The 22,012-nt window shown below is 47.8% G+C and carries 23 protein-coding genes and 1 riboswitch; of the genes, 4 read left to right on the plus strand and 19 right to left on the minus strand.

Annotated features, from left to right (window positions below; translation table 11 throughout):
• Positions 1 to 312: 312 nt before the first annotated feature.
• On the plus strand, positions 313 to 771 hold the full coding sequence (locus A1OO_RS00005; RefSeq protein ID WP_016959420.1) for an RNA recognition motif domain-containing protein: 459 nt from the start codon (positions 313 to 315) through the stop codon (positions 769 to 771).
• Here A1OO_RS00005 and murI read toward each other — a convergent pair.
• From murI to A1OO_RS00025, 4 genes are all read right to left on the minus strand, one after another.
• Positions 749 to 1,549, minus strand: coding sequence for a glutamate racemase (gene murI / locus A1OO_RS00010; RefSeq protein WP_016959421.1), 801 nt, complete (start codon positions 1,547 to 1,549; stop codon positions 749 to 751). The genes A1OO_RS00005 and murI overlap by 23 nt on opposite strands.
• A gap of 49 nt (positions 1,550 to 1,598) precedes the next feature.
• Complete coding sequence (locus A1OO_RS00015; protein WP_016959422.1) at positions 1,599 to 2,270, minus strand: hypothetical protein; 672 nt, start codon at positions 2,268 to 2,270, stop codon at positions 1,599 to 1,601.
• Between the two features lie 47 nt (positions 2,271 to 2,317).
• The gene (locus tag A1OO_RS00020; RefSeq protein ID WP_139128045.1) at positions 2,318 to 4,138 is read right to left on the minus strand and encodes a TonB-dependent receptor domain-containing protein; all 1,821 of its coding nucleotides are present in this window, start codon (positions 4,136 to 4,138) and stop codon (positions 2,318 to 2,320) included.
• Between the two features lie 46 nt (positions 4,139 to 4,184).
• A riboswitch (cobalamin riboswitch) is annotated at positions 4,185 to 4,385 on the minus strand.
• A 76-nt stretch (positions 4,386 to 4,461) separates the two neighbouring features.
• A complete protein-coding gene (locus A1OO_RS00025; protein WP_017004977.1) occupies positions 4,462 to 4,989 on the minus strand; it encodes an ATP--cob(I)alamin adenosyltransferase in 528 nt (175 codons plus the stop codon).
• A 149-nt stretch (positions 4,990 to 5,138) separates the two neighbouring features.
• On the opposite strand from A1OO_RS00025, the gene trmA reads away from it, so the two are divergent.
• Entirely contained in the window at positions 5,139 to 6,245 is a 1,107-nt protein-coding gene (gene trmA / locus A1OO_RS00030; RefSeq protein WP_017004978.1) for a tRNA (uridine(54)-C5)-methyltransferase TrmA, read from the plus strand.
• Positions 6,246 to 6,353: 108 nt separating this feature from the next.
• Here the strand turns inward: trmA and A1OO_RS00035 are convergent, their stop codons facing one another.
• Positions 6,354 to 6,731: a YijD family membrane protein gene (locus tag A1OO_RS00035; RefSeq protein ID WP_016959426.1), complete on the minus strand. Its 378-nt coding sequence runs from the start codon at positions 6,729 to 6,731 to the stop codon at positions 6,354 to 6,356.
• Positions 6,732 to 6,736: 5 nt separating this feature from the next.
• The gene (gene fabR / locus A1OO_RS00040) at positions 6,737 to 7,381 is read right to left on the minus strand and encodes an HTH-type transcriptional repressor FabR (RefSeq protein WP_016959427.1); all 645 of its coding nucleotides are present in this window, start codon (positions 7,379 to 7,381) and stop codon (positions 6,737 to 6,739) included.
• Positions 7,382 to 7,663: 282 nt separating this feature from the next.
• Between fabR and A1OO_RS00045 the strand changes: the two genes are divergently transcribed.
• Positions 7,664 to 8,644, plus strand: a complete 981-nt coding sequence (locus A1OO_RS00045; protein ID WP_017004979.1) for a DUF2860 family protein — start codon at positions 7,664 to 7,666, stop codon at positions 8,642 to 8,644.
• Between the two features lie 157 nt (positions 8,645 to 8,801).
• Positions 8,802 to 10,217 carry a Si-specific NAD(P)(+) transhydrogenase gene (sthA, locus tag A1OO_RS00050; protein WP_016959429.1) on the plus strand — a complete coding sequence of 472 codons (1,416 nt, stop codon included), beginning with the start codon at positions 8,802 to 8,804 and terminating at the stop codon, positions 10,215 to 10,217.
• 73 nt (positions 10,218 to 10,290) lie between these two features.
• On the opposite strand, the gene cysQ is transcribed toward sthA, so the two are convergent.
• The 13 genes from cysQ to gspD all read right to left on the minus strand — a co-directional run bounded on the left by cysQ (position 10,291) and on the right by gspD (position 22,009).
• Positions 10,291 to 11,106: a 3'(2'),5'-bisphosphate nucleotidase CysQ gene (gene cysQ, locus A1OO_RS00055; RefSeq protein WP_016959430.1), complete on the minus strand. Its 816-nt coding sequence runs from the start codon at positions 11,104 to 11,106 to the stop codon at positions 10,291 to 10,293.
• A gap of 80 nt (positions 11,107 to 11,186) precedes the next feature.
• Complete coding sequence (gene nudE, locus A1OO_RS00060) at positions 11,187 to 11,738, minus strand: ADP compounds hydrolase NudE (RefSeq protein ID WP_026024066.1); 552 nt, start codon at positions 11,736 to 11,738, stop codon at positions 11,187 to 11,189.
• 22 nt (positions 11,739 to 11,760) lie between these two features.
• Positions 11,761 to 12,507, minus strand: coding sequence for a type II secretion system protein N (locus tag A1OO_RS00065; RefSeq protein ID WP_017004980.1), 747 nt, complete (start codon positions 12,505 to 12,507; stop codon positions 11,761 to 11,763).
• Position 12,508: 1 nt separating this feature from the next.
• The gene (locus A1OO_RS00070) at positions 12,509 to 12,994 is read right to left on the minus strand and encodes a type II secretion system protein M (RefSeq protein WP_017004981.1); all 486 of its coding nucleotides are present in this window, start codon (positions 12,992 to 12,994) and stop codon (positions 12,509 to 12,511) included.
• Positions 12,995 to 14,200, minus strand: a complete 1,206-nt coding sequence (gspL, locus tag A1OO_RS00075) for a type II secretion system protein GspL (RefSeq protein WP_083248024.1) — start codon at positions 14,198 to 14,200, stop codon at positions 12,995 to 12,997.
• Positions 14,172 to 15,197, minus strand: coding sequence for a type II secretion system minor pseudopilin GspK (gene gspK, locus A1OO_RS00080; protein WP_017004983.1), 1,026 nt, complete (start codon positions 15,195 to 15,197; stop codon positions 14,172 to 14,174). Before gspK ends, gspL begins: the two co-directional genes overlap by 29 nt.
• Entirely contained in the window at positions 15,194 to 15,841 is a 648-nt protein-coding gene (gspJ, locus tag A1OO_RS00085; RefSeq protein ID WP_016959436.1) for a type II secretion system minor pseudopilin GspJ, read from the minus strand. Before gspJ ends, gspK begins: the two co-directional genes overlap by 4 nt.
• A complete protein-coding gene (gene gspI, locus A1OO_RS00090) occupies positions 15,825 to 16,187 on the minus strand; it encodes a type II secretion system minor pseudopilin GspI (protein ID WP_017004984.1) in 363 nt (120 codons plus the stop codon). The genes gspJ and gspI overlap by 17 nt, the downstream gene beginning before the upstream one ends.
• Entirely contained in the window at positions 16,184 to 16,741 is a 558-nt protein-coding gene (gene gspH / locus A1OO_RS00095) for a type II secretion system minor pseudopilin GspH (protein ID WP_017004985.1), read from the minus strand. Before gspH ends, gspI begins: the two co-directional genes overlap by 4 nt.
• A 3-nt stretch (positions 16,742 to 16,744) precedes the next feature.
• Positions 16,745 to 17,182, minus strand: a complete 438-nt coding sequence (gspG, locus tag A1OO_RS00100; protein ID WP_016959439.1) for a type II secretion system major pseudopilin GspG — start codon at positions 17,180 to 17,182, stop codon at positions 16,745 to 16,747.
• A gap of 44 nt (positions 17,183 to 17,226) precedes the next feature.
• Positions 17,227 to 18,450, minus strand: coding sequence for a type II secretion system inner membrane protein GspF (gene gspF / locus A1OO_RS00105; protein WP_016959440.1), 1,224 nt, complete (start codon positions 18,448 to 18,450; stop codon positions 17,227 to 17,229).
• Complete coding sequence (gene gspE / locus A1OO_RS00110; protein ID WP_139128047.1) at positions 18,450 to 19,940, minus strand: type II secretion system ATPase GspE; 1,491 nt, start codon at positions 19,938 to 19,940, stop codon at positions 18,450 to 18,452. The genes gspF and gspE overlap by 1 nt, the downstream gene beginning before the upstream one ends.
• Positions 19,941 to 19,993: 53 nt before the next feature.
• Positions 19,994 to 22,009 (minus strand): type II secretion system secretin GspD, encoded by a 2,016-nt coding sequence (gene gspD / locus A1OO_RS00115; RefSeq protein ID WP_016959442.1) that lies wholly within the window; start codon positions 22,007 to 22,009, stop codon positions 19,994 to 19,996.
• Positions 22,010 to 22,012 lie beyond the last annotated feature (3 nt).

The raw sequence follows: 22,012 nt of genomic DNA on the forward strand, positions 1-22,012 counted from the left end.
GCCGTTTTCGCCGTACTGATTGGGTGAGTATTTCCTAGTTTGGAAGCCTCTCTCCGTGTCAGTGAGGTCGGATTATAGAGACTAGGATCACATTGGCAAGGCTTTTTATTCGTTTTTATTCCGATTGAACACAATTCAACCTAAACTTTAAAAAACACAACAAATTGCAACATTAGATAGGCGTCACATTCACTTACTGGCAATAAGCTCCCAATGACCGTAATATCAACCCGACAATTGTATTTATTTTAGTCAGCATTGATTTCGATTCTTCATGCTATTCCTTCTAACCGACTTTTAAATTTAATGATTATGAGAATATCTATTAGTTTGCTAATTACAGCCGCCATTGCTCTCATTGGCGCTTTGGTCTTAAACAGTTCACAAACAGTAATAACAAGCAGCGGTTCAGCATTTGCTTTAGGTGCTATCTCTGTTGGTATTGCCCTTTCTCTTCTTTCTACCAAATCTACGGGGGACGATACATCAGAATTACCAACATCAACGAACAGCAAAACCATCTATGTTGGTAATCTTCCTTACCGCGCTAATGAAAATGACGTCAAGGAACTGTTTGCCAAACACGGCGAAGTGTTCGCGGTACGTTTAATGAAAGATAAACGCACGGGTAAACGTCGTGGTTTTGGATTTGTCGTCATGGCTGCTGCTGATTCCCCGGAAGCCATAGAGGCGCTGAACAATGCAGAGTATGGAGATAGAACATTAAAAGTAAGAGAAGCGAACGACCCTAGAAAATCGGAGCGAGCGTGATCGCCGAGAAACCTAGTTTCGCCATTTCTTGATTTAGTGCTCTCTCATCTTTTACTGATGCACTACTAAATACCCAATGTGGGTGTTTACCTTCGAAGGAGGCCTTTAGGTCTCCTTTTTCGTTTAATAGGCAAGCCACTCGACTAGCAATCGCCAGGCCTGAGTCAACAACTACACATGTTTTCCCTAACACCGTTTCAATTTCAGGTTTCAATAATGGGAAGTGCGTACAACCCAATACCACACAGTCAACTTGACCAATAAAGGGTTCAAGTACGCTTTCCAACACCGATGTAGTTACTGCAACACCCCTTAGCTTTGCCTCTCCCATTCGCACAAGCTCTGTAGAACCAACCATAGTCACTTGGCAATCAGGTGCAAAATCTCTAACAAGCTGCTGAGTATAATCTCGCTTTACCGTGGCAGGCGTTGCCAATAAGCCAATTTTTTTACTTTTGCTCATTGCAGCTGCAGGCTTAATAGCTGGCACGACGCCTACAACAGGGACGGCAAGGCGTTCACGAAGTGGTGGAAGTACTAAAGTACTCGCTGTATTACAGGCAATAACGACGAGAGAGATCTCATGAACCGCACACAATGCAGTGATCATCCCACAAACACGATTCACCAATACATCATCAGGTAATTCGCCGTAAGGAAAAGCGGCATTGTCGAAGGCATAAATGATGTGCTGTTCAGGCATTAGCTTTGTCACTTCTTGGAAGACGGATAGACCGCCTACGCCAGAATCAAAAATCAGCACACTTTTCACTATCATTACCTTTTCTATGGTTTTCGTCGCAATGATACGTTGTGAACGCAGTCTTTTAAATCTCCGGTTCACTCAGTCGGTAAATCTGATGATGAAAACGCCCTTCCAACACCCACTTATCCACTTCCACCGCTAAAGGCCAAGAAAAGCACGGTGCATCGGTAACTAATGTATGAAACTCACCATCCTCACCACAAGGATCACAGCTCTGTGGCAACTCGCCTAACAGTTGATGCTCATAAAGACGGCCCAAAAACACCGAATCAAGCTGGGAGGTATCAACGGTCGTAATTTGCGTGATAATCCCTGTCTCGACAATCTCTTTTGCTAGCAATGTGCTCGATTGACCGAGTAACGGAAACACACACTCCCATCCTTGTGGCTCAATATAGCTTCGGCGGTACTGCTCTATGCCATTGCAGAACATATCGCCAAAAGCAACCGCGTCCAACGCTAAGCCACTATTTCGAATGCCATCTATCACCGCAGTCTCATAAACAGAATTGGGTGGAAACACCTCATCAAGTTCAATCAATACTAATGGTAAACCTACCTGGGCAGCTTGCGCCCTAACAATCTCAATGGGTGTCGCTTGAAAAGGAACTTCACCGTTTACAAACGTTGTGTACAAACCCACCACTTCATAATTGTCATCAGCGAGAAGACGGCAAAGTGTTAAGGCTGAGTCTTTTCCTGATGACCAGCTAACGATCACGCGCTTTTTCATGGTTATCCTGAATCAAAAAAGCCGCCCGTAGGCGGCTCTATTAAGCATTAATATGAGAAGTTCATATTAACGTAGAAAGCACGCTCCGGCGCAGGGTAGTCGCCTGCAGTTTCATATTCTTTATCAAAGATGTTTGAAACTTTACCGCTTAACGTAACGTCGTTGTTCACATCATATTGTGCAGTCAAATCCCAAACACTATAGCTATCAAGCATGCTGCCACCGGAATAATCAGGGCGTTCACTTTGATAGATATATTGAGTACCAATCAACACATCTCCTAGCCAGACAGAAGTGCGCCATTTGGCCACCTGTTTAGCGCGACGAGCAAGCTGTTCATCTTTACTAACATCTTTGGGGTCTTTGAGATCGAGCGAGAGCTGGTTATAGATAGGACCGACATCAAAATTAGCCATAAGCTCCACACCACGAATACGCGCTTCTTCAATGTTTTCATTACGACCATCAGGCCAATTTCCAGTGTAAACGATCAGATTATCAATCGTATTGATATAACCATTTACACTCCAACCGATATTGTAGCTCGTCCCTTCCAGCCCAATTTCAACATTCTCGGACTCTTCTGGCTTAAGAGTGATATTCCCAGCTGAGCCATATAACGAGTCAAAGCCCGGCGCTTTAAAGGCAGTGCCATAACTCGTAAACAATCGGTAATCCGGTGTGATATTCCAACCTAAAGCGACTAATCCGGTTTCATTGCCGCCAAACTGGTCGTTTTCATCATGGCGGATGCTGCCTTCCAATAATATGCTTTCAGAAACATTCCAGTTAGCTAGCGCGAAGATTCCAACATTTTGACGGGGATTGTCGATGACATCATCGACTGCAATAAAATTACCGTCCAGATACTTTTCCCACGTGGAGTCCAAACCCGCGGTCAAGGCGATGTTATCTGCTGCCTGATAGCGAGATGTAACACTGCCATAAGTCTGACGAATTTTACTGGTCAAATCAGCGTTGGTTCGTGTATACCCGTCAAAATAATCGTAATTTGACTGCTCACCCAATTCTAAGCGAAGCAAAGTATTCCACTTCCCGGCCTGATAAGCCGTATCGGCACCAATGCTACTGCTTTCAATCCGGCTATGTTTCTTGCTACCCCAACCATCATATTCAACATCATTTTGGTACCAGCGGCCGATCAGATTGGATTCCCAATTTTCAGCAGGCTGATAACTCAAGCGACCTGATATATTTTTGCTTGCAAAACCATGCTCAGTGCCTGGTTCAGCGGTGCTTGGGTGAACGTTATAGCCATCAGTTTGCTCGAAGCCACCAGCCAATTGAAGACCAATGGACTCCGTGACTTCAGTTGTTACACCCACGTTTGCTTGAGCATAGCCATTACTGCCTGCACCTATCCCAAATCGCTTTGACTCAACATCATTACGAGTAATGATGTTAATCACACCTCCGATCGCATCAGAGCCATAAACCGTCGCACCGGAACCACGAACAACTTCAATTCGCTCAACACTGTTTAAAGGCAGCATATTAAAGTCGACAGAACCCATCATGGTCCTAGGAAGGCGTACGCCATCAACCATAACCAAAACATGTTTTGAGTTGGTGCCACGAAGGAAAATTGATGCATTTTGTCCGCGGCCACCATTCTGGCCAATTTCGACACCAGGCAATGTTTTCAATGCATCGACCAAGCTTTTGGCCTGTAGCTCTTCCAAGTCAGTTCGTGTCAATACAGACATCGGTGCTAATACGGTAGATACAGGTTGTTCAAATCGAGAGGCGGTAACGACCATAGTGTCGTCGATAGAAGGGGTGTTAATTTCGGCGTGCGCAAATGCAGCCATTGGCAGCATTCCTGCTACCCAATACTTATGAGACATATCAGATCCAAAGTCGCGTGTATCTAATGATGTCAGGAAATCCTGAGACCATATTGTGATCCAGCTGATATTCGGACTTAGAGACGACCTACGATGACGACTTCCCACACCCTATCGTTAAATAGAAGCACAGTGTCTGGCTTTTTTGCCATGTCATTTTCGTTTCTCATTACCGCTGCGCGCCAGTTCCGGATTCTCACCAGATTCCCAGCTGGAAGTAAAAAGCGCGAGGATTATAGATAAGTCAGCGCGCCTTTAATACTCGGATTATGAGATCTGTCCCTAATTAGCTTGGAAAGTGCTAAGGAAAGAACATTCGGAAGTTAGTAGTTGATGCTGATGTAATCCACTTCTTCGACATCCAGCTTCATCTTGATGTACACAGTCAGTACAAAGAAAAAGTTGGCGAGCAAATTAGCAAACCGCGGCAAAGTCGGCTCAAAGGTAACTCCAGACTCATCCAAGCGATGAAGTAACCGCACGGTTTTCTTTGCCCCAGTGCGACATTGGTGCAGCGCCATCACAGCAACGGGGCCGCGTGGCAACACAAATCGCGTGACACGACCTCGGCTTTCTTCGTTGTAATAATCATAGCGTGCATGAAGCCAGTCTAAGTCTTCTTCAAAAATGCCATTTTTTCCACGAACTGAACCATTAAGGTTATAAATTTTAGGATGCAGTGTTTCTAAGTCAGCGACGACATCTTCAAACCCTTCAGGCACTTGCGCTAGCACCATGCCAATTAGGCTGCACAATTCGTCCGTGTGGATCTCATAATCACAGGTCAATGCAGACTCATAGATAAAGGGATAACAAATCTCTTTTCGATTTTTCGATTTTTGAATGCTCATGGTTCAACTCACCCTATTCTGTAAGTGCCAATCTTATCCTAACGCTTAGCTTTACGCTTCTGCTGGCGAAAAAGACAGCGAAAAGGCTGGACAATATGGTTCGTCTACTTACAATTTGCGCTCATTTTTAGTTATGCAGGTTAGGTAATATGAGCAACACCCTGATTGACACCAGTAAATATCAGGCGCAACTGGACGAGAAGATTGCACGTATGCAGTCCGCGTTTGCCGAGTTCAGCGTACCTGAGTTAGAGGTGTTCCCATCTCCAGACAAGCACTATCGTATGCGTGCTGAATTCCGTGTCTGGCATGAGGGCGATGACCTTTACTACATCATGTTCGATCAGGAAACAAAGCAGAAATACCGCGTGGATCAGTTCCCACAAGCAAGTCGTATCATCAACGATTTGATGCCTCTGCTAGTTGATGCCATTAAGCCCATTGAAAGCCTGCGTCGCAAGCTGTTCCAAGTAGATTTTCTCTCCACTATGAGTGGCGAAGTACTGGTATCGATGCTTTACCACCGTCAACTGGATGATGAGTGGGAAGCCAATGCCCGTACACTGAAGCAACGCCTGAACGATGAAGGTTTCAACCTGAACTTGATTGGCCGCGCTCGTAAGCAAAAAATCATTATTGACCGCGACTACGTGCTGGAAAAACTGACCGTAGATGGCCGTCCGCTTACTTATCAGCAAATTGAAAACAGCTTTACTCAGCCAAACGGCAAAGTGGCTGAAAAGATGCTTGAATGGGCAGTCGATTGCACCCACGAAAGTACAGGTGATCTGCTTGAGCTTTACTGCGGGAACGGTAACTTCTCACTGGCATTAGCGAATAATTTCGATCGCGTACTGGCAACCGAACTGGCGAAACCATCGGTAGAATCGGCACAATTTAACATTGCCGTGAACAATATTGAGAACGTTCAGATCATTCGCATGTCTGCGGAAGAGTTTACTGAAGCGATGGAAGGCAAACGCGAGTTTCGCCGTTTACAACAAGCCGGCGTTGACCTGAAAAGCTACAACTGCAATACCATTTTTGTCGATCCACCGCGCTCAGGTATGGATGAAGGCACTTGTCGTATGGTGCAAACATATGACCGCATTCTCTATATTTCTTGCAACCCAGAAACCCTCAAAGAGAATCTGAATATTCTGTCCAAAACGCACCGTATTTCGCGTTTCGCGTTGTTTGATCAGTTCCCTTATACCCACCACATGGAAGCAGGTGTATTGCTAGAGCGCAAATAAGCCCGAACTTAGAAATTGAAAAAGGAGCCGAAATGCTCCTTTTTCATGTCTATTTACATCGACTGTTGGCTATCCAACCGCCAATGCCCTCATCGCGTTATGCTTAGACTACTCTTTCACAGTTTCTTCTTTCTTGCCCATCGCGAGCCAACCCATTTTTTGGGCAACCCAAAACACAAGCAACATGGTCACGATGATAGAGAAGAAATTACCGCCAAGCTCAGGGATCTGCATACGCACAAACGCTGAGTAACCAAACGCCCCTACCAAGAAACAGGCGAACGCGATCAGTGGTGTGCCTTCGGTAAGCGGCTGGTTAACATGTTGTTGGTAGAAGCAATATACCGACAGCACGAAAGCAATAACCGGGAAAATAGAGAATGCGACGCTATCGATGAAAAGCGTCGCGAGAGTCGCACTGCCGCACAAACCTGCGAGCACTGCGAGTAAAAGGAATTTACGCTCTGATTGATGGTTCTGTTCCATAATTCTTACCTGCCTGAAGACAACTTATCCTTGAGAGCATTGCGTTCACGTTCTTTGCGATACCAATACGCGCCTTTCGAAAGCATGCGAAGCTGAGTAACCAGACGTTCCGCGAGTTCAGCACGCGCACGTTTGTCCAAATCCAGCGCCTCGGCACCAGAACTGAACACTAAAGTGACGCATGCCTCTGCTTGATTATAGGCTTCTTCACGCGTTAACCCGGCAGTTGCTTCGAAATATTCTGTCAACTCGGCGACAAAATGTTGGATCTCGCGCGCGACAGCAGCACGAAATGCAGCCGACGTACCCGAACGTTCACGCAATAGCAGCCTAAGCACGTTAGGGCTACTTTCGATAAATTCCATAAAGGTTTCCACGGACGTTCTCACTACACTGCCTTCCGTGGCAATACGCTGGCGAGCTTGGCGCATCAATTGACGCAGCAGCAAGCCTCCTTCGTCTACCATGGTCAGGCCAAGTTCATCCATATCCTTGAAATGGCGATAAAACGAGGTTGGCGCTATGCCGGCCTCGCGAGCCACTTCGCGTAAACTGAGGTTGGAAAAGCTACGGTCTGCGCTGAGCTGACTAAAAGCGGCATCGATCAACGTTCGCCGTGTTTTTTCTTTCTGTTGTGCTCTTATTCCCATCGCCCGTGTTTACCTCATGAAATCTAACAGCAAACTATACTCGCTTTTTTTCATCAGTTCAGTGTCTGTGAGTAGCACTTTTTGTAATCCTGAGTTGGATCACCGACTGGATGGTTCATTTTTACGCGTAATGGTCAAACGACCTAACTGTCTCAGCCTCTTTATTACACATACACAAGGCTCGATACTTACAAATTTGAGCTATATCGTTCACTTATTCCTCGCTCTAAAATCTGCTCCGTATCCTCTGATGTCTGTTCAGCGAAAAATAAGGTCTGCCCTATGAAATACGTCCATATTGCCGTCGGCTTGCTGCTCACGACTTACTCTTCCATGAGTAGCGCACAACTTGCACCTGAGGCAGGAATCAGCGGTAACTTTTCTGTGTTGACAGCCATGTCATCCACCAATTCAAACTTATCTACCACGGTGGATGCCTATTCACCGAATGGCGAACAAAAACGCGATGAAGAGTTCATCGGCGCCGCGCTCGGAAATATCACCTATACCTTTGGCGAAGAATTGGATCAGCAAATTTTTATCGGCACATCACGTGAAGATATTGCAACTGGTCTCATCGCATTGGAAATGGGCTACCGCTATCTAACTGATGCAGGCACACAGGTCAGCTTGGCATTTTTACCTACGGTTTTGACAGACGAGGTTTGGCAAGACCCATATAATTTCGACACTTCTCGCGCAAAAACAGATAGAACAGGCAATGCATACCTACTGTCGTTCTCCCATATCAATGGCTCGCCTTATTCTGTTGATATCGGTTTTGCGAATGTCAAAATAGACGAGGAAAAGTCTGGGCAAACCCATCTCGAAGAATCACAACAAAAACTCATGAATCGCAATGCACACAGCTATTTTGGCAAACTGAGTTATCAAGAGATGCTGACGGCGTCCAGTGGGTACAGTGTTTCACTACGCTACCTTCACCATGATACCGAAGGCGACGCTATGGCGTATGATCACCTCAGTGCCGAGGGGACTTGGTTCAAGTTCCTCAACCGACATAGATTTGCTGCGACGCTCACAACGGGTTTGTCAAAATACGAGATAGACAATCCCATTTTTGAAGAACAGCGATCTGACGCTCAATACTCTGCATTTGGTGCTTACGAGTTCGCTTCCTTGTTTGGATTCGAGGATTTATCGTTCGTGTCCTTGGTCAGCTACAACAATCATCGTTCGAACATCGACTTTTATTCTTTTGACGAATATTTCTTCTCCGCAGGTTTCAACATCCCTTTTTGATAGCGTTTCAACTGGCATCTCCTTTGTTGACCGGTTTTTCATTAAAGTTGCGTGATCACCTACGCTGAAAAGGGGTGAGTGTGTTCTCGTTGTGCACTGCGGACGTTACACTTACCTTGCAGTCCTTAACATAATGAAAACAAAAGGTCATACGGATATGAGTAAAGCGACCCCTACATCGTCCAATCATTTTGATGTGATCGTGATCGGCAGTGGGCCCGGCGGCGAAGGTGCGGCCATGGGTTTAACCAAAGCAGGATTACGTGTTGCCGTCGTTGAAAAAGAAAGCACGGTTGGTGGAGGCTGTACTCACTGGGGTACTATTCCATCAAAGGCACTGAGGCATACTGTCAGCCGTATTATTGAATTCAATCAAAGCCCGATTTATACCGGTGACAACCACCACGTCCACAGTACGTTTTCCGCCATTCTAGGCCATGCACAATCAGTGATTGGTAAACAAACCCGCATGCGTCAGGGGTTTTACGACCGTAACCTCTGTACCATTTTGCACGGCACTGCGCGCTTTAGCAGCTCTCATGGGCTGGAAGTCACCACCGCCGATGGCACTATCGATAAATACACCGCTGACAAGTTTGTGATTGCCACAGGCTCGCGCCCTTATCGCCCTAAAGATGTCGATTTCACACATTCTCGAGTGTATGACAGCGACTCGATTCTTTCGTTACAACACGACCCACGCCACGTCATCATTTACGGAGCGGGTGTTATCGGTAGTGAGTATGCCTCGATTTTTCGTGGCCTCGGTATCAAGGTTGATCTCATCAATACCCGCGATCGCCTGCTTTCCTTCCTCGACAATGAAATGTCAGACTCCTTGTCTTACCATTTCTGGAATAGCGGCGTACTCATTCGCAATGACGAGACGTACGAAAAAATTGAAGGCACCAAAGAAGGTGTGATCCTGCACTTACAGTCCGGCAAAAAGATGAAAGCCGATTGTTTATTGTTTGCTAACGGCAGAACCGGCAACACCGATTCACTCAACCTCAAAGCCGTCGGGCTAAAAGGCGACTCTCGTGGACAGCTCAGCGTCAACGATAACTACGGCACTGAGATTGAACACGTTTATGCAGTCGGTGATGTGATTGGCTTCCCTAGCCTTGCCAGTGCTGCCTATGATCAGGGCCGTATTGTTGCTCAAGCCATTGTTGAAGGTCAGGCGAAAGGTAGACTGATTGACCATATCCCAACTGGCATTTATACCATTCCAGAAATAAGCTCTGTCGGCAAAACCGAGCAAGAGCTGACTGCCGCCAAAGTGCCTTATGAGGTGGGCCGCGCCCAGTTCAAGCACCTTGCCCGAGCGCAAATTGCAGGTATGGATGTGGGCAGTTTAAAGATCTTGTTCCATCGCGAAACCAAAGAGATCTTAGGCATTCACTGTTTTGGTGAACGGGCGGCTGAAATCATCCACATTGGTCAGGCAATTTTTGAGCAAAAAGGTGAAGGGAATACGCTGGATTACTTTATCAATACCACGTTTAATTACCCTACGATGGCGGAAGCCTATCGCGTTGCGGCACTGAACGGGCTGAATCGATTGTTTTAACGAATTTCACTGTTCGAAAACTAAAAAACGGAGCACTCGCTCCGTTTTTTGCGTTTGACGCTTAACCACTTAGCTAGTCTTCGAGACGAACAATGTCTCTCCATGGTAGCTCGGTATCACCCAGAACAATAAAATTAGGATTTTCCAGCGATTCGCGTTCGTTGTAAGAAAGCGGGGATAACGTGGTATCCAAAATGCGACCGCCAGATTCCTCAACAATGCACTGGGTTGCGGCAGTGTCCCACTCACCGGTCGGGCCAAGACGCAAATAACAATCCACCGCACCTTCTGCCACCAAGCACGACTTCAATGCCGCAGAACCAAGCGGCACCAAGTTGTAGTTCAGGCTCGGCGCCAAACGTTCAGTGATCGCTTTGATATCCTGACGTCGGCTGATAGCAATGGACAGAGATGTTACACCGCCATCATGTTTCATGATTGATAGGCGAACTTTTTCACCATCAGGCATCACTTTCCAAGCACCATGACCTTTCGCTGCGTAATAAGATACGCCGGATACTGGGCCATAAACCACACCCATCACTGGCTGATTATCTTCCACCAGCGCGATGATAGTGGCGAAATCCCCGCTACCTGCGATAAATTCTTGCGTGCCATCTAGAGGGTCAACCAGCCAATAGCGCGTCCAGTTTTCACGCTCTTTCAGCGGAACGGCGGTATCTTCTTCTGACAACACTGGAATGTCTGGTGTCAGCGCTTTCAATCGCTCTGTCACCAGTTTATGCGCAGCAAGATCAGCGCTGGTCACTGGTGTGTCATCACTTTTGATGTTCTGTTCAAAATCGCCACGCTGGTAAATATCCAGGATCACTTGTCCTGACTCGCGAGCAATCTCTATCACCGGTTGCAATAGCTGCGACAGCTCCATGTACCACTCCTCTTGGGCTCTCACATTACGACTTAGTTTCACAGGCAATGGTCACTATCACCTAACTGTCATCACGACACTTAACGACTGTTAAGCTGTCTTAATGCCAATAACAAGGCAGTAATACTGCGGGCTTCCCCAAAATCAATGTGATCTAATAATTCTTCCGCCTGAGCGACGGGCCAACGAACCAATTCCAACGGCTCGGGTTCATCGCCCTCGAGCTTCTCTGGATAAAGGTCCTGTGCCATCAACAGTGTCATTTTGCTGGAAAAATACGACGGTGCGAGCACCACTTCTTTCAGCGGAATTAACTGATTAGCACCAAAGCCAATTTCTTCTTTTAACTCTCGGTTTGCAGCTTCTAAGGCCGTTTCACCGGGATCAATCAGTCCCTTTGGAAAGCCTAGCTCATAACATTCTGTTCCGGCAGCATATTCTCTTACCAACAACAGGTCGCCACTTTCCGTGACAGGCACAATCATCACTGCATTGCGACCACTTGGTTTCATGCGCTCATAAGTGCGCTCGACACCATTACTAAAGCGCAAATCGAGTGCTTCTATCTGAAACAAGCGTGATTTAGCGACCACTTTGGCATCGAGTATTTCCGGAGCTTTTGTCTTTTGCATCATCATTTCTCCTGCAAAAGGCCTAGCCGTTGAAACTCAATCGGTAGCGCCCTTCACTGTCTGGTGCACCTAACCAGCCTAACTGACTTTTCATGCCTGCAGGCAACCCATCGCCTGGAATAAACCAACCGCTAACGCTATATTGCTGATCCGGCGATAACGACAAGCTAAACTCTGTCTGGATAGCCTCAGAATCACTGTCTCCATTAACCAGTACACTTCCTGCATCACACGACAGATTCGCCATCACCAGCCCTGGGTCAACAGCCCCCATCGGAGACATCACATTACCTTGCGACCATGCAAGCGTGCCGTCAAGGACATCGCAAAAAGGTTGCTGCAATTGATAATCGCGTAAGGTGAGATCAAACTGACCCGTGAGACTAACGGGCAATGGGTAAGGAATAAACGATTGGACAAAATGGGCAGGCATAGAAAACAGCAAGTCACTCGCGTAAGCACCACCCAGACCATAACCCACATTACCGCGAGCCGAAAAGCCAGGCACACCGGAAAGGCGAACCGCAAGATCAGCATTACCCATCAATAATTTTAGTGCGTTGAACTGCCAGTTAATGGCGCCGAGAGGCTGCCCTTGCCAACGAAAGTTGGCGGCTTTTCCATTCCAAACCGTCCCTGTCACACCATCAATGTCTAAGCCATCAACGGGTGGCACATAACGAAAAACGAGGCTTGCTGGAACGTGCACTACAACACTGGTCAACAACACCAACAAAAACAAAACACTCATTAATATCGTGCGTTTCATCTTACCCCCGTCCTAATTGCAGACGTTTTACTTCAACGAGACCCTGCGTATCAGTTTTACCGACATCGATGAACTTCACTTGTACACCATGACTCACCGACAGAAAGTCGAGCCAGCTTAACAAGGTGTTAAATGGCATAGGCTTCAACCAAACTTGAATTTCTTCTTGTTGCGGCTGAATACGCACAATTTCAAGACTGTAACGTTTAACGCTGCTGGTGACCGACTGATTCAGCGGTAACGCACTCACTTGTCCACGGTTGCCAGTAGCCGCACGTAAAGATTCGATTTCAGCGGCTTTACTGTTGACCCAAGTAAGTAGATTTTTTTCACTATTCAGACGCTGCTGTGCTTGTACTGCCCGCTCTTGCAGAGGACTCACAAAACCCCAATACAAGCCACCAATGAGCAAAACCGCAATAGCAAAACCGAGCAGGCGTTGTTCACGCTTAGACAGTCCTTGCCAATAAGCCAATATCGCTTTCATTTATGGCTCCTTTCGCAAAACAAATGCGCCAGTAACACTTTGCTGATCACGACTCAATTGCCCCAATTCAGTGCTGTATTTGGTCGACAACGTTTCACGTAATTTTTCAAAATCACCGAAATCTTTGCCTCTCGCATTCAGGCGTAATTCGCCTCGATCAAAATCAAACCGAACCGCGTCAAGTTGAATATCTTTCGCTCCATCGAGTAATGGCCCTAAGTCAGCCAGCCAAATCATCACGCCGCTCCCCGCACCGGCACCCGATAAGCGTCCGACCTCGCTTTCCAGCAATCTACGCATATAACTGGTGGTTGGAATACGTTGGTTTTGCGGTAATAACGCACGCACTTTGGCTTCACTTTGAGCGCGATATTGCTCGGCTTGTGCTTCCATTTGATAGATAGCGGCCACTTTTTCTGCCCCTAGCACTGATAACAACAATCCCGCGGCTATCGCCACGCTGCGCCAAGGTTTGAGGTGTTTATAAAGTTGGTTATGAGGTTTGTAACGACCCAGCAGTAAGTTGTAACGGCTTTGCATTGCTCCTTGAGCAAGCAACAGCATCACCAGCTCGGTGGGTTCGCTATGCCAGTTGTCTGCTGCATCTTCTGGTAAATCAGAGTAGCTCACCACGGACTTCATCGGTTCATCAGCGTCGCTTTGATCATGCAGGCTGCGTAACCACACTGGCAGCCATAAAGTTTCAGCGGCACCACCATTGGTTTCATCAACACGCACAAGCCAACGGTCGTTAAGCGTAGCGGCGCTGTAGGCATCGTCGTTAAGCGGCAAGCATAAGCAATCAGGGATCAAGCGACGAATCACAAGCCCTGCTTCTGCCAACTCATCAAGCCATCTCTGCATAATGACCTTTTCAACCACGGCGACCTGCGCCTGCTCTACGGTTTTACTCAGCAAAGTGACATGTACCTGGTCTACATCTTGAGCCACATCGTCTTCAAGCAGGAACGGCAATACGTTTTCAAGCTGGCGCGCACTCCCTGATGGGATTGTCACTGTGGTTAGCAAGACAGCCGCACTGTCTGCCAATGCCACAACATCGCGATCGACGGCATAGTCTGTCAGTTGTGACAAACTGTCTGCTTCGCCCGACGCAATCACTTCCTGTTGGCTCGTTGACCATACCAACCAAGGTATGGGTTCCTGCGGTTCGCAGTTAAGCCGGATTGTCAGGATCTCGCTCACTCATTCCTCCAAAGCGGCGACGAACAACTGTCACCGTGCCATTATCATCCCTTTGTAACAGCGCACGTAATCTCAGTGATGTGCTGTCGAGGGTAATTTCTGTGTCTAACTCAAAAAAGCGGCTGCGCACATCGAAATACTTCTGTCGTTCTTCTCTGTCTTCTTCGCCGATCCCCGATAAAACAGGCTCTGCAATGAAACTGGCGACGTCTTTCCAGCCATCAACGGCGTTTCGCTCGTTGATCAATTGTTTTGCTTGCTCATCCGTTAAATTAGGATGGAACAATGCGGTGAGAATAGGTGCATCCTCTTCCGTTAATGTGTTGACGTTAATCACCAACTTACTGTTCGGTAACGCACACAAAAGCGGGCTCACTTTTTCATATATCTCTCGACTGACGCCGTTGACGGCTCGCCATTCCGAAATATCAGCCATGAAGCCATTAGGGGCTACATGCGCTATCGAACGTGCTTCATATTCACTGTCTTCAACCCCCAACGGTGACTGCACATTGGTGTTGGTATCAATATATTCCCACGTGGCAGCAGCAGCAGTTTCTGCTTCAAAGCTATCAACCTCTTGTGATTCGATCAGCTGTTGAAGCGCTATCACCATCTCAGGGTTGGTGCCATTTTCTGTCGGTTTAATATCACGCAAGCCATTAACGTTAAAGCATGCTTGGCGGTCATATACGTTGCCCGTTGCTTGCCCGCCATCAAGGGGATACACCTGATCGCGTACCGCCCAAGGCTGACTTAAGGTGACGGTATCATCGTCACCAAAACTTTCTTCAAGCCCATATCGAGCTAACGATTCGACAGACTGTGCATACCAATATGCTTGCTGGTAACGAATCTGGCTTTCTGCACGATCAAAATTCACAAACATGCGATTCGCCATATTTGCAGCAACCGTAGTCATCAAGGCCATGATCAATAGCACCACCAGCAATGCCACTCCACGCTGTGATCTGCGCCCTGCGCTTTTCATCATCATGGCGTTCCACCTGCGACAGGTGCTGGTAACGTTTGCCCTGACAACACATAAATTCGCACCAGCTCACCATAGCGATCGGTATCGAGTGTCACGCGAATGGCTTTAGGCATCTCAAGTGGGCTATCCCAACTTTCTTGCCAACTCTCGCTACCAAGCACGGCAAAGCTGATGTCTTTCACACCTTCCATGACGGGCATGATTGCGGGCTCTACCGACGAACTGTCATCGGGATACATCCAGCGAATACGCTCCAAAGTATTATCCTGAATGCGATAACCCACCTTCACTACCTCACCACGAGGAAACAGGGCTTGTGGGTTTATCCAGCCACCTCGAACAAATCGAATACCCTGTGATTCAGAATCGAGCAGGTCATCACTAAATTCGAGCAAGGCCTCTTGCGCTTCATCACCGCCGTTTCGATACTGCCTCGCCATCATCTGACGAAAGTCGCTGTCCATGATAAGCAGTGTGCGTTGCAATGTTTTTAGCGCGTTACCCACTTCTTCCGTCTGCTTATCACTGGTAATGACATTACTGAAAATCTGGTTTGCAGACATGCTCAAGGTCGCGAATATCATTAGCGCCAACAAGACTTCAATCAGCGTAAAGCCGCGCGCGTGACGTTTAATTGGCGGGCACATAGGTTCTCACCGAGACAAGCGAGCCGCGCTTACTTTCGTCTTGCCATACAATTACGTCGACGGCTCGCAGCGTGTTGCCTGCGGTCGTGGTCGGCTTGATGGTCCAATGCCAAGTGCGTCCTGCCATCTCTGAGCTGCCATTTTTTTCTGACGACGGTACTTTGCCTTCCAACACAAACAAGGCTAATTGGTTGTCAGCCACCATGGACGCGAAAGTTTTCTCTTCCAACACACCCAATGTATTCACATGCTGTCCAGTCGCGTTAAGTACCGCCAACGCAGCAACGGCAAAAACTGCCATGGCTACCATCACTTCAATCAGGGTAAAGCCGCGATGCGTTCTCACTCTTTACCCTCATTCAGCGCTTTGATCTCAAATGTTGCCACATCGTTGCCTGTCACTTGCCAAAGGCGCTTTTTGTTAGCCAAAAAAGTCAGCGTGAAGGGAATGATTTCTCCGTTACCCATCAGCACCACTTGCGGGGGTTTAGGTTTATCTTCTTCTTCAGCAAACATCTCTTCATCAAAGAGCTTTGTTCGATCGAACAGTCGATCTTCTTCGGCAACAAAACCGGTCACTTGCAAATCAAGCTCAATGCCCTCTGGCATGGTCACTTCTGTTGCTGTGCGTCCTTCTTCAGCTGCGACCCAATCTTGACGCGTTAAGCGAAGCAATTCATATCGATCGTCATTGACACGAAGACCAAAGGTTTGCCCTGTAAGCAACGTCTGCTCAGACCACAATTGCACCAATTGATAGAACCGCTGAGCTTCATCTTTGGCTTCATCACTTTGGTTCTGGGGCAGATTGGGCACCACTATCACTGCGCTAATGGCCAACAGCACCACCACAAGCAGCACTTCCAGCAATGTAAACCCGGATGGGCGCCCTCTCTTCATCGCTTAATTAATCTCAAGCATATTCCAGTTACCAATATCCTGATTCACACCTTCGCCGCCTTCTTGGTTATCAGCACCTAAGGTGAAGATATCAGTGGTACCGTGCTCACCTGGATTCAGGTATTGGTAATCGTTGCCCCAAGGGTCTTGCGGCAAACGTTTGATGTAACCATCTTGACGGTAGTTACGTGGCTCTGGTGATGAGCTAGGCTTACTCACCAATGCATCTAAACCTTGGTCTGTGGTTGGGTAAACACTGTTATCCAATCGGTACATATCCAACGCGCCTTCTAGCGAGCTGATATCTGTGACAGCTTTTTGCTGATCCGCTTTGTCTTTGTTACCCAACAGGTTTGGGACAACCAAACTTGCCAACACACCCAAAATAACGATGACGACCATGATTTCCAGCAGGGTGAAGCCCTGTTGACGTCGTTGCATGTTCTCTCTCCTGAAAAATTGCTGCTTGGCAGCATACGTTGAAATCAAACGCCCACAATATTGTTGAGCTGAATAATAGGCATTAATGTTGCCACGACAATGAAAAGTACGATGCCTGCCATGGCTATAATCAACATCGGACCAAAGATACCCAGCGCAATGTTCACTTGGGACTCAAAGTCCCTGTCCTGATTGTCTGCTGCTCGCGTCAGCATTTGTTCGAGTTCACCGCTTCGTTCACCACTGGCAATCATGTGCAGCATCATGGGTGGAAACAGCTTAGCTTTCTCCAGCGACACTCGAAGACTTGAACCCTCACGAACGCGATCAGACGCTTCCAACACTTTGGCTTTCACCCAAGTATTGGTCATGACATCCGCAGCCACTTTCATGCCGTCAAGGAGCGGGATAGCACTGGAAGTACAAATCGATAATGTGCGAGCAAAGCGCGATGTATTCAGCCCTCGAGCAACACGCCCAATCACGGGCATGCTCAGGATATTCCTATCCCAGGCTAACTTGCGGTTTTTATTGCGTAATAAGGTTTTAGTTAGCGTAACGGCAGCCACAAACAACACCAGTACCAACCAACCCCATTGCGTGACAAAATCACTGGCGGCGAGCAAAACTTGAGTGATCCCCGGTAATTCCGAACCGGTTCTCAAAAATTGTCCCACGATGTCTGGTACCACGGTCGCCAGCAAAAACGCCACGATCGCGATTGCTGCAACGGTCAGTACAATGGGATAAACCATGGCTTGAATAAGCTTGTTTTTAACCTGCTGTCGGTTCTCGACATAATCCGCCAATCGCTCTAACACTGGCCCCAGATGTCCCGATTTTTCTCCCGCCGCCACCATGGCGCGAAAGAGTTGGTCAAACACATGCGGATAGTCACCAAGGCTATCCGACAAGGTATAGCCCTCAACCACTCGCGCACGAACGCCCGTGAGCATGTTTTTAAGGCGCTGCTTTTCGGTTTGTTCAGCAACGGCCTTAATACACTCTTCTAACGGCATTGATGCCTGTACCAAGGTCGCAAGTTGACGGGTGATCAGCGCCAGTTCATTGGTGCTGATCCCACGTTGAAATCCACTCGAGGATTTGGTTTGATTTTGCTGCTCTTTTTCATGAGTTTGCGCCACTTCCATTGGCACTAAGGATTTTTCACGAAGCAATTGGCGAGCTAACCTCGCCGTGTCGGCTTCAATGACGCCTTTTACTGTTCGACCTTTGGCGTTTAACGCTTTGTATTCAAACGCTGCCATTACCCCTCCCGCGTTACACGCAAGACTTCTTCCAGCGTGGTTTGGCCCTTACGTACTTTCATCAGACCATCAGCACGGATACTTGGGGTTGATTGACGAACATAGCGCTCAATGGCCTGCTCGCCCGCTTCGTTATGAATGAATTCCTGCACTTGAGTATCCACAACAAGCAGCTCATGAATACCGGTTCGCCCTCGATACCCTTTGTTGTTACACGCTTTACAGCCCTTAGCACGATAAAGGGTCAAAGGCTCACTCTCTGGTAATTCAAACCACGCTTTGCTTTGTGCGTCGGCCTCATAGGCTTCTTTACAATCTGGGCACAAGGTGCGCACCAGACGCTGAGCCAATACGCCCAATAACGAAGAAGATACGAGGAACGGTTCGATACCCATATCACGCAAACGCGTCACAGCCCCTACCGCAGTATTGGTGTGAAGTGTAGACATCACCAAGTGACCCGTTAAGGATGCCTGAACAGCAATTTGCGCCGTTTCAAGGTCACGAATTTCACCGACCATCACCACATCGGGATCCTGACGCAAAATGGCGCGCAACCCGCGAGCAAAAGTCATGTCGACCTTGGTATTAACCTGCGTTTGTCCAATCCCGTTGATATCAAATTCAATCGGGTCTTCCACCGTCAGAATGTTGCGCTCGGCGCTATTAAGCTCAGTCAAACCGGCATACAAGGTGGTGGACTTACCCGACCCCGTAGGACCAGTGACCAACAAAATACCGTGAGGGCGCTTGATAAGGACTTGGAAACTGTCTTGAACGGATCGAGTCATGCCCAAGCTTTCAAGATCGAGTTGGGTGGCGTTTTTGTCAAGAAGACGCAGCACCACACGCTCGCCATGGGATGACGGCATGGTTGATACACGTACATCAACCGCTCGTCCGCCGATGCGTAATGAGATACGACCATCTTGTGGTACGCGTTTTTCTGCGATATCGAGACGAGCCATCACCTTGATACGAGAAACCAGAAGCGGCGCCAATTTGCGGCTAGGGCTTAGTACTTCTCGTAACACGCCATCAACACGGAATCGGATCGATAAGCTTTTCTCAAAGGTTTCAATGTGGATATCAGACGCCGTTTCTTTGATCGCCTCACCAAGCATGGCATTGATTAGCTTGATGATTGGCGCGTCATCTTCCGATTCGAGCAAATCTTCGCTTTGTGGTAACTCTTCAGCCAACGCAAAGAAATCATCGCTGTCAGCGCCAATATCTTCCATCAATTGCTGTGCTTCTGATGAATCTCGTTGATAAAGCTGCGTCATTTTTGGATCAAAATCTTCGCTGCGAAGTTGTATTGGCGTGAAGCTATGTCCCAATACTCGACGCACTTCCATCAATATTGCAGGCTTTGGCTGATCACGGTAATACAGCAACCAGCCATGATCGGTACGCTCAACCACGACACCATGGCGCTTGGCGAAACCAAACGGCAAACGCGTCGCGGCCGTCACGACCGCAGGATCCATGTCATCGCCTATGATGCCTGCATCCATTTCCAGAGACTGCATATCCATAGCGACTACCTCAGCTCAGCCATGATGGCACGCACTTCTGCAGGCATGGTGAGGTCGACACCGTACTCAGGCAGCACGGGTTTTTTCACACCAGGCAACAGCTTCACTTCTTCCTGAGAGCGGTAAATCTGCTCTGCACGGATGTAGTTATATTTACGCTGTGAAATACCGTCAGCGGTCAATCCAGAGCGGATAATGGTTGGCTTGATAAATAACATCAGGTTACGTTTTGTTTTGCCTGATGATGTTGATTTAAACAAGTGGCCAAGAAACGGAATGTCACCCAGAATCGGGACTTTCTGCTCGCTTTCATTGGTCTGTTCATCAATCAAGCCACTCAGCACAATCATTTGCTTATCCGCAGCAAGCACGGACGTGTTGAGCTGACGTTTGCCAAAGCGAATATCAACCGCCCCACTTGCGCCCAATACGTTTGAAATTTCCTGCTCAATAGTAAGCTGAACCGAATCACCTTCGTTAATTTGTGGCGTGATTTTCAGCTTGATACCCACATCTTTACGTTCAACGGTTTGGAATGGGTTGTCGTTGCTTGACCCCGTCGTAGAACCCGTGACCACCGGCACTTCTTCACCCACGATGAATGACGCTTCTTCGTTATCCAGCACCATCAAACTTGGTGAAGACAAAATATTAGAATCACTGTTAGAAGACACCGCAGTGACCAACGCTGTCCAGTCACCAAATACAATACCTGCAGCCAGACCACTCACGCCGCCTAACACTTCTGCAATCGCAGTCGGGTCGCCAGATTCCGTGATAGGTACTTGCACCAAGTTATTATTGTTATCGAAGCGTGACTCCGTTGTGGTTGTATCTTTGGCTTCTTCTTGCGCAGCGAGGTAATTGGTTACAGGTACACCGGTATTACCAAATTGAATACCACCACCTTCGAGAGAGCCCCATTGCACGCCGAGGTTTGCACCGTCACTTTCAGAGATTTCCACAATCATGGCTTCAATCAAGACTTGTGCACGACGAATATCCAGCTGCGAGATCACACTTTCTAAAGCACGCATGATGTCAGGTGGCGCAGTAATCACCAACGAGTTGGTGCCTTTGTGGGAAGAGATTTTCACATCACTGGCAGCAGGACCAGGTTGGCGTTGCCCACCTTGTTTTTCAGCGATTAGGTTTTCAGACACACCTTGCAAGACATCCACGACATCTTCGGCTTTTGCGTAGCGAAGGTAAATCACGCGGTTGTTGCCTACGGTTGCCATTTCACGGTCAAGCTGGGAGATCAGCCTGCGAATACGCTCTCGCACTTGTGGCTCACCAGAAATCAACACAGAGTTTGTACGCTCATCGGCAACAAAACTTGGCTGAAGCAATGCAGGCGTGTTTTTACCATCACCTTGCTTATTCAAGCTTTCAACAATACGAACCATTTCCGACGCCGATGCAAATTCAAGGTGCACCACATCCACTTCTTTATTGCCGGCTTGGTCAACGCGCTGAATGATGTCCGCCAAACGGTTAACTACTGCAGCACGACCCGTGATCATGATGACATTGGCGGGATCATAGTGAACCACGTTGCCCGCACCCGCGTTATCAATCAACTGACGCAACAGCGGAGACAATTCACGCACCGAGACATTTTTAACCGACACAACGCGTGTGACGACGGCATCGCCTTGAACCTTGTCACCATCACCCACGACAGGGATTGCTGATTGCTTGGCGTCTTTATCGCGAATGACTTTCAGTACGCCGTTTTCCATTTCAACGACGGCAAAACCATATACGGAAAGCACGTTGAGGAAAAACTGGTAGTACTGATCTTCATTGAGCACATCGTAACTGCGCACATTCACTTTGCCGCGTACTGCAGGGTCAACGATGATAGTCTTTTCGAGGTTGCGTCCGACAATCTCGATAAACTCTTGAATATCTGTCCCTTTAAAACTGGCACTGAATTCAGCAGCCCAAGCGCCCATGCTCTGCATGGCAAGTACGCCGGCAACCAGCCAGATTTTACCTTTCTTCCACGTCTTCACAGT

This window comes from Enterovibrio norvegicus FF-33 (genome assembly GCF_000286835.2).
GTDB lineage: Bacteria > Pseudomonadota > Gammaproteobacteria > Enterobacterales > Vibrionaceae > Enterovibrio > Enterovibrio norvegicus_A.

Bases quoted from the DNA above. Each gene is read 5' to 3' on its own strand.
- A1OO_RS00005 (WP_016959420.1), top strand. From the start codon at position 313: ATGAGAATATCTATTAGTTTGCTAATTACAGCCGCCATTGCTCTCATT.
- murI (WP_016959421.1), bottom strand. From the start codon at position 1,549: ATGATAGTGAAAAGTGTGCTGATTTTTGATTCTGGCGTAGGCGGTCTA.
- A1OO_RS00015 (WP_016959422.1), bottom strand. From the start codon at position 2,270: ATGAAAAAGCGCGTGATCGTTAGCTGGTCATCAGGAAAAGACTCAGCC.
- A1OO_RS00020 (WP_139128045.1), bottom strand. From the start codon at position 4,138: ATGTCTCATAAGTATTGGGTAGCAGGAATGCTGCCAATGGCTGCATTT.
- A1OO_RS00025 (WP_017004977.1), bottom strand. From the start codon at position 4,989: ATGAGCATTCAAAAATCGAAAAATCGAAAAGAGATTTGTTATCCCTTT.
- trmA (WP_017004978.1), top strand. From the start codon at position 5,139: ATGAGCAACACCCTGATTGACACCAGTAAATATCAGGCGCAACTGGAC.
- A1OO_RS00035 (WP_016959426.1), bottom strand. From the start codon at position 6,731: ATGGAACAGAACCATCAATCAGAGCGTAAATTCCTTTTACTCGCAGTG.
- fabR (WP_016959427.1), bottom strand. From the start codon at position 7,381: ATGGGAATAAGAGCACAACAGAAAGAAAAAACACGGCGAACGTTGATC.
- A1OO_RS00045 (WP_017004979.1), top strand. From the start codon at position 7,664: ATGAAATACGTCCATATTGCCGTCGGCTTGCTGCTCACGACTTACTCT.
- sthA (WP_016959429.1), top strand. From the start codon at position 8,802: ATGAGTAAAGCGACCCCTACATCGTCCAATCATTTTGATGTGATCGTG.
- cysQ (WP_016959430.1), bottom strand. From the start codon at position 11,106: ATGGAGCTGTCGCAGCTATTGCAACCGGTGATAGAGATTGCTCGCGAG.
- nudE (WP_026024066.1), bottom strand. From the start codon at position 11,738: ATGCAAAAGACAAAAGCTCCGGAAATACTCGATGCCAAAGTGGTCGCT.
- A1OO_RS00065 (WP_017004980.1), bottom strand. From the start codon at position 12,507: ATGAAACGCACGATATTAATGAGTGTTTTGTTTTTGTTGGTGTTGTTG.
- A1OO_RS00070 (WP_017004981.1), bottom strand. From the start codon at position 12,994: ATGAAAGCGATATTGGCTTATTGGCAAGGACTGTCTAAGCGTGAACAA.
- gspK (WP_017004983.1), bottom strand. From the start codon at position 15,197: ATGATGATGAAAAGCGCAGGGCGCAGATCACAGCGTGGAGTGGCATTG.
- gspJ (WP_016959436.1), bottom strand. From the start codon at position 15,841: ATGTGCCCGCCAATTAAACGTCACGCGCGCGGCTTTACGCTGATTGAA.
- gspH (WP_017004985.1), bottom strand. From the start codon at position 16,741: ATGAAGAGAGGGCGCCCATCCGGGTTTACATTGCTGGAAGTGCTGCTT.
- gspG (WP_016959439.1), bottom strand. From the start codon at position 17,182: ATGCAACGACGTCAACAGGGCTTCACCCTGCTGGAAATCATGGTCGTC.
- gspF (WP_016959440.1), bottom strand. From the start codon at position 18,450: ATGGCAGCGTTTGAATACAAAGCGTTAAACGCCAAAGGTCGAACAGTA.
- gspE (WP_139128047.1), bottom strand. From the start codon at position 19,940: ATGGATCCTGCGGTCGTGACGGCCGCGACGCGTTTGCCGTTTGGTTTC.